General features: G+C 66.5%; 11 protein-coding genes. 6 read left to right on the top strand and 5 right to left on the bottom strand.

Annotation, left to right across the window (positions count from 1 at the left end):
- Positions 1 to 6: 6 nt before the first annotated feature.
- On the bottom strand, positions 7 to 882 hold the full coding sequence (map, locus tag ABD088_RS11760; protein ID WP_343902122.1) for a type I methionyl aminopeptidase: 876 nt from the start codon (positions 880 to 882) through the stop codon (positions 7 to 9).
- 98 nt (positions 883 to 980) lie between these two features.
- Between map and ABD088_RS11765 the strand changes: the two genes are divergently transcribed.
- Entirely contained in the window at positions 981 to 1,169 is a 189-nt protein-coding gene (locus tag ABD088_RS11765; RefSeq protein WP_343902123.1) for an SPOR domain-containing protein, read from the top strand.
- A 24-nt stretch (positions 1,170 to 1,193) separates the two neighbouring features.
- Here ABD088_RS11765 and panB read toward each other — a convergent pair whose 3' ends face one another.
- Positions 1,194 to 2,048 (bottom strand): 3-methyl-2-oxobutanoate hydroxymethyltransferase, encoded by an 855-nt coding sequence (gene panB / locus ABD088_RS11770; protein ID WP_343902124.1) that lies wholly within the window; start codon positions 2,046 to 2,048, stop codon positions 1,194 to 1,196.
- A 127-nt stretch (positions 2,049 to 2,175) separates the two neighbouring features.
- On the opposite strand from panB, the gene glnA reads away from it, so the two are divergent.
- The 4 genes from glnA (at position 2,176) to ABD088_RS11790 (ending at position 9,299) form a co-directional block, all read left to right on the top strand.
- The gene (glnA, locus tag ABD088_RS11775) at positions 2,176 to 3,516 is read left to right on the top strand and encodes a type I glutamate--ammonia ligase (RefSeq protein ID WP_343902125.1); all 1,341 of its coding nucleotides are present in this window, start codon (positions 2,176 to 2,178) and stop codon (positions 3,514 to 3,516) included.
- A gap of 10 nt (positions 3,517 to 3,526) precedes the next feature.
- Positions 3,527 to 6,637, top strand: a complete 3,111-nt coding sequence (locus ABD088_RS11780) for a bifunctional [glutamine synthetase] adenylyltransferase/[glutamine synthetase]-adenylyl-L-tyrosine phosphorylase (RefSeq protein ID WP_343902126.1) — start codon at positions 3,527 to 3,529, stop codon at positions 6,635 to 6,637.
- A 63-nt stretch (positions 6,638 to 6,700) separates the two neighbouring features.
- Positions 6,701 to 7,024, top strand: coding sequence for a cupin domain-containing protein (locus tag ABD088_RS11785; RefSeq protein WP_343902127.1), 324 nt, complete (start codon positions 6,701 to 6,703; stop codon positions 7,022 to 7,024).
- 220 nt (positions 7,025 to 7,244) lie between these two features.
- Positions 7,245 to 9,299 (top strand): HNH endonuclease signature motif containing protein, encoded by a 2,055-nt coding sequence (locus tag ABD088_RS11790; RefSeq protein ID WP_343902128.1) that lies wholly within the window; start codon positions 7,245 to 7,247, stop codon positions 9,297 to 9,299.
- Positions 9,300 to 9,626: 327 nt separating this feature from the next.
- Here the strand turns inward: ABD088_RS11790 and ABD088_RS11795 are convergent, their stop codons facing one another.
- A complete protein-coding gene (locus ABD088_RS11795) occupies positions 9,627 to 10,244 on the bottom strand; it encodes a hypothetical protein (RefSeq protein WP_343902129.1) in 618 nt (205 codons plus the stop codon).
- Positions 10,245 to 10,328: 84 nt separating this feature from the next.
- Here ABD088_RS11795 and ABD088_RS11800 point away from each other — a divergent pair, with 84 nt between their 5' ends.
- A complete protein-coding gene (locus ABD088_RS11800) occupies positions 10,329 to 10,934 on the top strand; it encodes a hypothetical protein (protein WP_343902130.1) in 606 nt (201 codons plus the stop codon).
- A gap of 1,055 nt (positions 10,935 to 11,989) precedes the next feature.
- On the opposite strand, the gene ABD088_RS11805 is transcribed toward ABD088_RS11800, so the two are convergent.
- A complete protein-coding gene (locus tag ABD088_RS11805; RefSeq protein WP_343902131.1) occupies positions 11,990 to 12,880 on the bottom strand; it encodes a hypothetical protein in 891 nt (296 codons plus the stop codon).
- 14 nt (positions 12,881 to 12,894) lie between these two features.
- On the bottom strand, positions 12,895 to 13,164 hold the full coding sequence (locus tag ABD088_RS11810) for a hypothetical protein (protein ID WP_343902132.1): 270 nt from the start codon (positions 13,162 to 13,164) through the stop codon (positions 12,895 to 12,897).
- Between the last annotated feature and the right edge of the window lie 3 nt (positions 13,165 to 13,167).

A 13,167-nucleotide genomic window follows, 5' to 3' on the forward strand; every position in this document is an offset into this window, starting at 1 on the left:
CGGCCGTCAGGCCAGGGTCAGGATCTCGGCGCCGGAATCGGTCACCAGCAGGGTGTGCTCGAACTGGGCGGTGCGGCTGCGGTCGCGGGTCACTGCGGTCCAGCCGTCGTCCCACATGTCCCAGTCGATGCCGCCGAGGGTGAGCATCGGCTCGATGGTGAAGACCATCCCGGGTTCGATGACGCGCGAGTACGCCGGTGCCGCATCGTAGTGCGGGATGATCAGCCCGGTGTGGAAGGCCTCGCCGACGCCGTGGCCGGTGAAGTCCCGGACCACCCCGTACCCGAAGCGTTTGGCGTAGGCGGAGATGGTGCGTCCGATGACGTTGATCTCCCGCCCCGGCATGACCGCCTTGATGGCCCGGCGCAGGGACTCCTGGGTGCGTTCGACCAGCAGGCGGGAATCCTCGTCGACGTCCCCGGCCAGGAACGTTGCGTTCGTGTCGCCGTGGACCTGCCCGATGTAGGCGGTGATGTCGATGTTCACGATGTCCCCGTCCTGCACCACCGTGGTGTCGGGGATGCCGTGGCAGATGACCTCGTTGATCGAGGTGCACAACGACTTGGTGAAGCCGCGGTAGCCCAAGGTTGAGGGGTAGGCGCCGTGGGCGATGAGGTAATCGTGCCCGATGCGGTCCAGCTCGTCGGTGGTCACTCCCGGCACCACCGCCTCGCCCACCAGGGCCAACGCCTCGGCGGCGATCTTGGAGGCATGGCGGATGCGTTCAAGCGTCTCGGGGGACTTCACTTCCGAGCCCTCGAACTTCGCGGGGGCCGGCTTGCCCACGTATTCGGGGCGTTCGATCGAGGCGGGGACCCGGCGCATCGGCGTGGGGGTTCCGGGGACAAGGTTTCCCAGGGGGGCTGTTGACGTGCGTGGCATGTCATCGATCCTATCGCCATCCGAATGCGCCGGAGTATGGTGGGCTGGCAGCGACACGCCCCGCGATCCCCGCGGGCCTGCACACCCGAAGGAGCACGATGAGCGACGGCAGCGAAACCACCGGCGGCGATTTCTGGTTCAACGTCAACACGAAGCAGGTCGAATCCGGCCCCCAGTCGGACTGGTCGCAGCTGCTGGGCCCCTACAACACGCGTGAGGAAGCCCAGGGCGCGCTGGCCCAGGTGGAGCGCAACAACGAGTCCTGGGAGGACGACGACGGCGCCTGAGCCGGTGCCCGGGGCACCTGCTGGCTAGAACCCGTGTTCGTCGGCGGGGAACGTGCCCTCCACGACGTCGCGGTGGTACTCCGCCGCGGCCTGGCCCATGACCTGACGCAGGTCGGCATATTTCTTCACAAAACGCGGCAGCTTGCCCGGGTTCAGGCCCATCATGTCCTGCCACACCAGCACCTGCCCGGTGGTGGCCGCACCGGCCCCGATGCCGATGGTGGGCACGGTCAGGGCGGCCTCCACCGCGGCCGCGACATCGGCCGGCACCATTTCCAGCAGCACGCAGAACGCGCCTGCTGCCTCCAGGGCCAGCGCATCCTCGACGAGCCGCGCCGCGGCATCCCCACGGCCCTGCACCTTGTAGCCGCCGAGGGCGTGTTCGGCCTGCGGGGTGAACCCGATGTGTGCCATGACCGGGATGCCGGCGTCCACCACGGCGCGGACGTGGTCGGCACGGCGTGCGGTGCCCTCCATCTTCACTGCGTGGATGCCCGTGTGCTTCATCAACCACACCGACGATTCCACGGCCAGCTGCGGCGAGGCCTCGAAACTTCCGAACGGCAGATCGCAGACCACCAGGCTGCGCTTGGCCCCGGCGGTGACGGATCGGGCGAAGACGCCCATCTCCTCGAGCGTGATCGGCAGCGTCGTGGCGTGGCCCATCACGTTGTTGGCCGCGGAGTCGCCCACCAGCAGGACCTCGATGCCCGCCTCCTCGAAAATGGAGGCAGCGTACTGGTCATAGGCGGTCAGCATCGCGAACCGCCGGCCCTCGGCTTTCGCCTGGGCCAGGTGGCCGATGCGGATCCGCCCGGCAGGACGTGGCGCCGACGTGGGCTGGCCGGAGGCATAGGGGGCAGGCTGTTCGTGCGACATGTCCCTCAGGATACGGCACCGGTTGGACCCGGACACCCGGTTGACTACGGTTTCCGAGTAGAGTTGGCGACGGTGGGACGGCCCGCAACCACCGCAGCAATCGCCGGATCAGACGAGGAGCCAGCCCATGGACCGCCAGCAGGAATTCGTGCTCAGGACCATCGAGGAACGTGACGTGCGTTTCGTGCGCATGTGGTTCACCGATGTCGTCGGATCGCTGAAGTCCGTCGCCCTGGCCCCGGCCGAGGTCGAGGGGGCGTTCGAGGAGGGACTGGGCTTCGACGGCTCCTCCATCGAGGGCCTCTCGCGGATCTACGAATCCGACATGCTGGCCCAGCCGGACCCCTCCACCTTCCAGATCCTGCCGTGGCGCGGGGAGATCGAACCCACGTCGCGGATGTTCTGCGACATCCTCACCCCGGACGGGGAGCCCTCGCCGGCGGATCCGCGGCATGTGCTCAAACGCCAGCTCGCCGCCGCCGCCGACATGGGCTTCACCTGCTACACCCACCCCGAGGTCGAGTTCTACCTGCTGAAGTCCGATGACCTGGACGCCAACGGCGAGCCGAGCCCGGTGGACCATGGCGGCTACTTCGACCACGTGACCGGCGGCGTGGGCCAGGATTTCCGCCGTCGTGCAGTGACCATGCTCGAGGCGGTGGGGATCTCGGTGGAATTCAGCCACCACGAGACAGGACCCGGCCAGAACGAGATCGACCTGCGCTACGCCGACGCCCTGCAGACGGCCGACAACATCATGACGTTCCGAACCGTGGTCAAGGAGGTCGCGCTGCAGCAGGGCATCTACGCGACGTTCATGCCCAAGCCGTTCTCCAGCCACCCCGGCTCCGGGATGCACACCCACTTCTCGCTCTTCGAGGGCGACACCAACGCGTTCTTCGAGGCCGGGCAGGAGTACCAGCTCTCGCAGACCGCCCGGCAGTTCATCGCCGGGGTCCTGCACCACGCCCCCGAATTCACCGCCGTGACGAACCAGTTCGTGAACTCCTACAAGCGGCTCTGGGGCGGGGGAGAGGCGCCCAGCCACCTCTCCTGGGGCCACAACAACCGTTCGGCACTGGTCCGCGTGCCGCTGTACAAGCCGAACAAGGGCCAGTCGGCGCGGGTGGAGTACCGTGGCATCGACTCGGCGGCCAACCCCTACCTGGCCTACGCCGTGATCCTGGGCGCCGGGCTGAAGGGCATCCAGGAGGGCTACGAGCTGCCGCCGGCCACCGACGACGACGTCTGGGGCCTCAGCGCCGCCGAACGCCGCGCCATGGGCCACGCCCCGCTGCCCGGTTCGCTGCATGACGCGATCCGCTCCATGGAGGACTCGGAACTGGTGGCCGACATCCTCGGCGAACAGGTCTTCGATTCGTTCCTGCGCAACAAGCAGGACGAATGGAACGAATACCGCCAATACGTCAGCCCCTTCGAGACCTCCCGCTACCTCGGCATCCTCTAGGGGGCACGCCGTGAGCCTGACCCGACAGCTGATCTCCGCGGGGTTCGACGACGTCGAGCGGGCCAAGCGGTTCCTGGCCGACGACGTGCTGGCCGACGCCGACGAGGCGGCACTGCTCGCCGGACTGCGCGCCGCTGCCGACCCGGACCAGGCACTGTTGCTGCTGCTGCGCCTGGCCGAACAGGATCCGGCGCTCCTCGAACGCGTGCACGACGCCGGGGCAGCAGTTCCGGTGATGCGTTTCCTGGGTGCCTCCCAGGCCCTCGGCGACTTCCTGGTGCGCCACCCCGAACACCTGGACATCTTCGCGATGGACCCGGCAGGGCCCGCGCCAGAACCAGAGCCGGAACCCGCGGCGCAGGATGACGAACCCGCCGTCGTGCCCGGAACCGGCCTGGCGGTTCCCCCTGGGTGGACGGCGGTGCCCCCCGCGGTGCTGCGCGCCCACCTGCTGACTGCGGTCGGCGCCGATCCCGCTGCTGCAGCGCCGGTGGCCGCACACACCGGCAAGGACGGGTACTCCCGGTTGCGGGTGGCGTATCGGGCCGGCCTGGCCTGGCTGGCCCTGCGCGATGTCGAAGCCGACGACCCCTCGCTGGTGCTGCCGGTGGTCGCCGCCGAATTGGCCGACCTGGCCGGTGCCGCCGTCGACGCCGCGCTGGCCATCGCCCGGGCGGAAGCGGCGGAGCGCTTCGACGCGGACGACGTCGCCGCCGTCCGCCTCGCCGTCATCGGCATGGGCAAATGCGGAGCCCGGGAACTGAACTACATTTCCGACGTCGACGTGATCTACGTGCACGCCGCCGAGGGGCTGGACGACGACCGGGCCGCCGAGATCGCCGCAACCCTGGCCGTGGGCATCGGGCGGGCCATCAACAGCCCCGGCCCCGAGCCGGCGCTGTGGGAGGTGGACGCGAACCTGCGGCCCGAGGGCAAGGACGGCGCCCTGTCCCGCACGCTGTCCTCCCATGTGGCCTACTACGACCGGTGGGCCCAGAGCTGGGAGTTCCAGGCGCTGCTGAAGGCGCGCTGCATCGCCGGCGACGCGGAGTTGGGGGTGGCCTACGAAGCTGCGGTCGCCCCGCTGATCTGGAACTCCTCCGAACGCGACGGATTCGTGGAGTCGGTCCAGGGGATGCGCAAGCGGGTGCTGGCGAACATCTCCTCCGACGAGCTGGCCCGGCAGATCAAGCTGGGCCCGGGCGGGCTGCGCGATGTCGAGTTCACCGTCCAGCTGCTGCAACTGGTGCATGGGCGCATCGACGAGACGTTGCGGGTGCGCGATACGACCTCGGCCATCGCCGCGCTGAGCGCGGGGGGCTACATCGGCCGCGGCGACGCCGCCGACTTCGATGCCGCGTACCGCTACCTGCGGGTGTTGGAGCACCGGATCCAGTTGGTGAACCTGCGCCGGACCCACCTGATGCCGGTCAAGGAGGAGGCCCTGCGGGTGTTGTTCCGGGCCTCGCGCGGGCAGGCGGTCAGCGGGCGCAAACCGGCAGAGGAACTCACCCGCCAATGGCAGAACACCAAGCGGTCGGTCCGCCGGCTCCACGAGGCGATCTTCTACCGGCCGCTGCTCGCCTCGGCCTCGAACCTGTCCACCGACGAGGTGCGGCTCTCCCCGGCGGCGGCACAGGCACGCCTGGCGGCACTGGGGTACCTGGACCCGCAGGGGGCCATGCGCCACATCGAGGCCCTGACGTCGGGGGTGCGCCGCCGCGCCTCGCTGCAGCGCCAGCTGCTGCCCGTGTTGCTGGAATGGCTGGCCGACGGAGTGGACCCCGACGCCGGGCTGCTCGGTTTCCGCCGGTTGAGCGAGGCCCTGGGGGAGTCCCACTGGTATCTGGGCATGCTGCGCGACTCCAGCGCCGCCGCCGAACGGTTGTGCCATGTGCTCTCCGGCTCGCGGTTCATCACCGACCTGTTGGAGGTCTCCCCGGAGTCGGCGGCCTGGCTGGGCGATGACCGCGAACTGCGCCCGATGCCCTTCGAGCAGCTGTGGCAGGAGAATGCGGCGAAGCTCAAGCGGCACAAGAACCCCGAATCCGCGATGCGGCTGGTGCGGCTGAACCGCCGGCGGGAGATGCTGCGCGTTGCCCTGGCGGATTCGGCGAAGCTGATGGACCTCGACCAGATCGGCTTGGCCCTCTCGGACATCGACCGGGCGGCGGTCCTCGCCGCCTTGCGGGTGGCTGAGGACCACGAATTCGCCTCCACCGAACGCCTCACCGATCTGCTGGTGGTCGCAATGGGTCGCCAGGGCGGCCGCGAGATCGGCTACGGCTCCGACGCGGACGTGCTGTATGTCCACCGGCCGCGGGACGGCGCGGATGGCCAGGCGGCGCAGCAGCAGGCATTGCGGATCTTCGCCCATGTCGGCAAGCTGCTGACCCAGCCGTTGAAGCCGGCGGTCCTCGCCGAACCCAAGCTCGTGGTGGATGCTGCACTGCGCCCGGAGGGCAAGAACGGGCCGCTGGCCCGGTCGTTGGACTCGTACCGCGAGTACTACGACCGCTGGGCGCTGGTCTGGGAACGCCAGGCACTGCTGCGCGCCCGCCCGATGGCCGGCGACGATGACCTGGCCGCCGAATTCATGACGCTGGTCGACGGGATCCGGTACGGGCGCGGCATCACCGCCGACGAAGTCCGGGAGGTCCGCAGGATCAAGGCCCGGGTGGAAGCCGAGCGGTTGCCGCGCGGCGCGGATTCCACCCGCCACGTCAAGCTCGGCCGCGGCGGACTCAGCGATGTCGAATGGCTGGTCCAGCTGCTGCAGCTCGAACACGCCCAGGAGCATCCCGCATTGCGGACCACCTCCACCCGGGAGGCCCTGGCGGCGCTGGCGCAGCTGGAGATCCTTCCGGCGGGAGACGTGGAGCTGCTGGACCGAGCCTGGTCGCTGGCCACCCGGATCCGCAGCGCCTCGGTGGCCTGCACCGGACGCGCCTCCGACGTGCTGCCACGGTCCTGGCGCGACATGGAAGCCGTCGCACGCTGGTGCGGTTACCCGGCCGGCGGGGCCTCCGAGCTCGACAACGACTACCGCCGCGTCACGCGGAGGGCACGCAGCGTCTTCGAACGGCATTTCTACGGGTTCGAGGAAACCAGCCAGCATTGAGTACGACGGCGGGGCCCCGCCTGGGGCCGGTCGTCACCGACGAGGAGAGTGGGAACCATGCATGTGAGCAAGGCTGAACTGGACGAATTGGTGGCCGAACACCTGGAACGGGCCAAATCGTCACCGCATCGGCGCAGCGCCACCGCTGTCCTGAAGGATGGCCGTTTGCGCCAGACGTTGATGGCCCTGGACGCCGGGTCCGAGCTCGCCGACCACTCCAAACCCGAGGCGGCCACGCTGCTGGTGTTGCACTGCTCCGTGACGGTCCGCTGGGCAGACGGTGAGCAGGAGGTGGGGCACGGCGGCCTGTTCGTCATCCCCGACGTCCTACACAACGTCGTGGCCGCCGAACCGGCTGCCTTCCTGCTGACCACCATCGCCGGCTGACCGGGCCACCCATCTCCATTCCCCCTGCCACCCACCAGCTCACCAGGTACGACGACGATCCTGGCTGGGTGGATGTCCCTGCGGTGGAAGTCTCTGTAGTTGATGTCCCTCTAGTTGATTTCCCTCTAGGTGATGTCCCGGTAGTGGGCCATTCCGGGAGTAGGCCATCCCGGGTGGGGCACGGTTCCAAACTGTCGGTGGCGGCTGGCAGGGTGGAGTCATGGAACAGGTTGCGGACCAGATCGAGGTCACCGGGTGGGGCATGACCCGGCTGGCCGGGTCGTCCGTGACCGGATCTGCGCGGCTGAAGGCCGCCGAGGCCTTGGCCCGGTTCGCCGAGGCCGAGAAGTTCCGGGCCGCAGCCATGCTGCATGACGAGGCCCAGCGTGCGGTCGAACCACGTCTGGAGGCGTTGGAGGGCCGTTCGGGGATGCAGATTTCCCTGCGCACGGGCCGGACGGTCCTCTTTGCTGCCACCGATAGTGCCGCCATGGAGATCGCCCTGGTGGCCGGACTGTCCCAGGGCCAGGCCCACCGCGTCCTGGACCAGGCGGAAACGCTGGTCATGGATACCCCCGAGGTCCTGGAGTCGCTGGCCCTGGGGCGCATCGGGGCCAGCCACGTGCAGCGCATCCTCGAGCACACCCGGCAGCTGGTGCCCGAACCCCTGCCCCTGCCGCCGGCGACGGCGGATGAGGCGACAAAGCAGGAATGGGAACGGGAGATGGCCCGGAGGGCAGCGAAAGCCCGGGCGGACCGCCGGGATTTCGGCGCGGACATGTTGGCGGCCGCCCCCGGCAAATCTCCGGCACAGCTGCGTGCCAGGGGTCGCCAGCTGCTGGAAAAGTACTACGGCGTCTCCTACACCCAGCGGTCCCGCACCGAGCTGCGGGACCGTCGGATCACCCTCGAGGAGGCCAACCACGGCATGACGTGGTTCTCGGGCTATCTCCCGACGGCCAGCTGCCAGGCCATCTTCTCCAAAATCGACAGCATGGCGCGCCTGCTCACGGCAGACCCCGACTCCGCAGCAGCGGTGGTCCAGGCGGCAGCCGCGGCAGGAAACGGCGAAACCGACCTTCAGGCCATGGCTGACCCCGCCGAAGTCCGGACCCTGGACCAGCTGCGGGCCGACGTCTTCACCGACATGATGCTCAACGGTCCACGGGGCCAGGGACTGGAGACGGTCAACGCAGAGGTCTTCGTCGCCATCCCCTCCACCATGCTCCCGGGAACCCCCGGCGGACCGCTCGGTGGCGAGGAGACGGGCATTGACGGCCCGCCGCCTGCGCGTGGAACCGTCGGCGAGGACCTGCGGGGCGTTGGAGGCCTGGCCACCGCACAGCTGGCGCCGGGAGCGCCCGTACCCACCCTGCTCGGAGCCGGTCCCATCGACCAGGGCTCGGCGGCCCAGCTGATGACCGCCGCGAAGACCTGGTGGCGGTTGATCACCGACCCGATCACCGGAGCCATCCTGGAATTCGGCCAGGACCGGTACCGGCCCACGCCTGCCCAACGCGCCGCACTGCGGTTCCGGGATGGTGGATGCGCCACGCCCGGTTGCACCGGCCCGGCCCGGAACTGCGAGGTCGACCACACCAGGGAATGGCAGGACGGCGGCGGAACTGACATCGCCAACACCCAGCTCAGGTGCAAACGCTGCCACCGGCTGAAGTCCCTGGGGCTGATCGAGGTGGAGCAGTGTGCCGGCGGAACGGTACTCGTCACGTCCCTGTTCGGCACCCAGCGTGTCGGGTACCCGGCCGCGCCTTGGGCCGTCGGCGGCGGGCAACAGTCGCTGGCACCTCCAGACCCTGCGGGCCTTCCGTCCCCGCCGATGGATCCGGATGCGGTCATTCCCAGCGCCTCCGCTCCGCAGCCCGGGGGACCCGCCGACCCCGGGGTGGTGACGTTGACGCGGACAAGGTTCCTGACCACCCTCCAGTGGGAGCGTTGGCTCTGGAAGGACCTGGAGCCGAACGAACCCCGGGATCTGTATGGCACGGAGTCACGAAGGATCGAGTCGGACCGGTACCAGTCCCTGCAGATCAGCGAGTGGGGGCGCGTCCACGACGTACCGGACAGCTCGTGTGCGGACCCCGAACACGGCCGCTATGCGCGCAGCCGGTGGGGCAAGGCCACCCGGAAACGGCGCCTGAAACGCCTGGCCGGAGGATACGGCCCGCCGGTCATCCAGCGGCCCGATGACCGGGACAATCCCTGGGGCGGTGAACGGCCGCCGCTCCCGCCGACCCCGGATGAGCCTCCCTTTTAGCAAGCGCCGGCGGCCGGTGGGGAGGGGGACACGGGCCGCACAGCACGGAAGCCAGACACCGGCGGACCGGTGTCTGGCTTCGCGTCGTCGGTGCTAGGTCCTAGCAGCCGTAGTAGAGCTCGAAGTCTTTCGCTGTTATTGGGGGAGGTTGGATCATGCTGTTTCCCGCATGATTCCGGGGATATCAGTGTTGTCCGTCGATGACTCAAACAGTGCCTTTGTGGACCTGCTGCGGACTTTTTGCGGACTGACACTGTCGGAACGCTGGCGGTGGTGGCGGGTGTTTTCGGTGTCGGGGACTAGCAAGGCCAGCCCTTTAGGTCCGATTCATTGTTCCTCATCTGGCCTCGCGACTAGCGCCTCGCGGATGCCACTAACAGACGTTTTCAATTCAAGAATGGACTTGCGAATGAGAGCCAGGCTGCCCTCTCCCTCAGACGTGGATCCACGCCAGTCATTCATGTCTACCGAATACGATAATTCCGGAATGGGCCCGAACGGTCCATCAGCGTTGATGGTGAATGTGAACCTGAGATCCTCATTCTTATCCCCCAGTAGTGCACCGCCGAAGCCTAACGACCAGCTCCATTCGCGGCCGGGAGCTATCGAGGCATGGCCCTCTTGGAAGCGCCTAAGCGCATCCTCAAGCAGGTCTGCGGCCTTGGACGTCTGAGTCGGAAGTTGTTTATCGACAGTGAGACGTACATTCCGTGCAAGAGTGCGCCCACTATTTCCTACTAATAGCCTGAGGTTCGATCCGTGAATCTTACTTGGCCGAACGTCTGCCCACACGTATGGTTGCGCAGCTTCCTTTGCCAACTGCTCCTGAAGCTCCACCTGGTCTGCTGCAGATCGCGCCGCCTTGCTCGCAAACCGAGTCGCTATGCAGGCGACAGCCAACGATAGAAAGGCAATGGCGAACATTCCCCAGTCCGTAAAAGTCATGACTATATCTATACATGACCGTCCCAAGCTTGGTTTGAACTCGCTTGTGGTCCCCTCAAGAGAACGACCGGGGAGTCTGAGGCTGTGGCGCTCGACCAGGATTCCAATTCATGCGGTAGCGGATTAGGCTCCGTGATGGGGGGCGGCACGCGCCATCTCCGAAAACTACAGAACGGGGGGCTAACCATGCCATCAAGCGAAGAGATGCGAACTCTAGGCTCTAAAATCTCGCAACTGATCCAGACAGACTCACCAGGGATGTCAACGCTACACACGGACGTGGACGACCATGCGTTCCGCGGACTCGTCAACATGATTGCGTTCGCGCTGAACGGACTTGAACCGGAGTACTTCAGTTCGTGCGTGTCTTATGCAGCAGACGGCGTGACAGCTCATATCGAGTTCGCAGTATTCACGGAACGTCATGTCATCTACTACAGTGGGCCAATCTCGAAGACCGGTCCAGAGGTTCGGGTGCTGCCGAGAGCCGGTCTAACAGCGTTGACCATTCTCAACGCGCCGGAAATGGTCCCAAACAACAGTTGGAACAACTATGACGGCAACGCTTCATACTCATTGACCTATGGGGACCACGCAAAGTTCCCTGTGCCTCTCCGGGAGGAAGGACACTCTGATGACGTATTCGCCAACAGCCTCCTGCCTCGCCTAATGGAGGATTTGGCTTCTTAAATGAGAATGCCCCCAGCAGCCTTTTTGAACTGCTGGGGGCATCCCCCGTGCGGCCAGAAGGCACAAGGGATTGAAGGGGGTATCTCCTAAACAAGTAGAGCCCAGCCCATTTACTCCGACCGCAGGCGCTGGCGGATCCTCGCATGGTCAGTCATCACGCTCCCCGCCATCACTCGGCACTTACCGTGTTGCAGCCCGCCGCGGTGTTCACGCCAAAAACAGTTCGCCTAGAAGTTCGGGGTGCCATCCGGGCCATACGGTGACCATGGCTGATCCGGGATCCAACCCATGTACAACGGAAGGCCCGGTCCACCCTCAGCCACGCTCTTCGCAGCCCACGCCTTACGTGCAGCCGCCCACGCCTCGTACCGTTCAAAGTCGGTTTCACCCGGCCATTGGTCAGGGATGAAGTCCAAGACCTCAGCTTCCCCGACCACCCTTTCCCGCTGACGCCGCCTAACCACGCCGACCTCCCCCAGGATGAACGCCGCGAACACCACGGGCCGGCGGCAACGAGTCCTCCTCCAACCCAGGGATCCGCAAAGTAGCCAGGATCCGGGCCAACGCAAGACGCTGCTGCCTGCCCTCCGCAACGGCCGGATGCAACCGCGACCCCTGGGACGAGCTGATCATCAGCCCGTCATCCTTCACCGCCTTATCCAACTCCCGGATCCGGTCGCGTGTCCGGCACGCCTCCTCGAGTTGCGCCAACTCATGGTCCATCAACTCAAACTCGCTGGTCGTAGCCTCCCATAGGGCTTTGCCCGCTGAGCCCAATCCTCTCGGCATCATCATTTCGTCTCCAATCCTGCCCTCCAATGGGCCTGTAAACGGCCCAAAAGAGCCGATATGAACGCGGCCCGGCCAACGGGTTTACGCGTGTTCTAGCGGTATCCAGTGCCCTCCCATGACCCCGCAAGGGCCCGTTGTTCTGGCAGGCCATGAGTGAAAACGGCACTATGCAGAGGGAGTGCCCAGGGGGGGGTGGGGAGGGGATCCCCGCCCCGGGTGTGGTGCGCCCGCGTGGTTGTCACGGGCGCACCTTGTGGTGTGGGTTAGCGGACGGTGACGGCGCTGTTGGTGTCGTCGTAGTCGATGGCTGTGATGCCTGCTTCTGCTGCGGTGTTGCGGAGTTGGTTGCGGTCGCCTGCGTGGTTGTCGTCTTCGGGGTCGTGGGCGTACTGCCTGATGCCGGTTCCGGTGTGTTCGGCGCGGGTTTCCATTGGTGCTGGTTCGCGGTAGGGCTTGGCGTCGTCTAGTGCTGGGGCTTCGATGGTTGCTCCGAGGTTCCAGAGTTCGCGCCAGCGTCCGCCGCGGCTGGTGTTGTTGTTCCAGGCTTCCCAGACGCGTCGGCGGTGTAGGCCGCTTGCGTTGATGCTGAGCCCGATGAGCGTGCTGTCGAGGCGGCTGGCGTGTGGGCTGTAGCCGGTAAGGGTTGCGGCTGTGTGGAGGGTGGCGAGGAGGGTGGTGAGTTCCACGGCGAGGGCGGGGCCGTCTGACCATGCCCCCCGTTCCTTGGCGTTGGCCTTCACGATTTGTTCGGCTGATGTTTCTGAGTCGGTGGTTTCGAGGGCTTTGACGAGTTCCCCGGCTTTGGTGTTGAACCGTTCGCGGATGGTGTTGTAGTTCGCTGCGGCGAGGCTGCGGTATTCGACGTGGAGTGCGGCGAGGACGTGGGCGCTGGCTTCGTTGCGGACGGTTGCTTGGGTGACGGGGTTTCCTGCGGCTTCGGCTTCGGCGAGGATCCGTAGGTGGTGGAGGTGTTCGGGTGTGGAGTCGGGGTCGAGGATGGCGGTGTTGAGTTCGTGTTGCATGGTGTGGTTGTTGTTGGTGTAGTTTTCCCACCGGTTGATGGTGTTTCGGAAGCTTTCGGTGATGGTGCCGCCTGCGTCGATGATGGTCTGTACTTCGGCGGCGTAGGTGGTGGGGCTGGTGATGTCTCGCATGGTGTGTCCTGCTTTCAGTTGTTTTGGTTGAGGCGGTTGATGCCGGCTTGGATTGCGGCTGCCTGGGTTTTGAAGTCGTCGAACGGGGTTGTTTGTTCGGGGGTGGTTTTGCCTTCGATGGCGTCGATGATTTGGGCTTTGAGTGCCCGGTTGTCGTTGAGGGCGGGGGGTTGCCATTCGGGTTGGTCGTCGGGGTTGAGGCTGGCTGGTTTGGGTTGGTTCATGGTTTCGCCGGGGGTGAGGTGTGCGGAGAGTTGTGCTCGCATTTCGTTTGCGTCACTCATTGG

It is taken from the genome of Arthrobacter rhombi, from assembly GCF_039526245.1.
In the GTDB taxonomy this organism is placed as follows: Bacteria; Actinomycetota; Actinomycetes; order Actinomycetales; family Micrococcaceae; genus Arthrobacter_H; species Arthrobacter_H rhombi.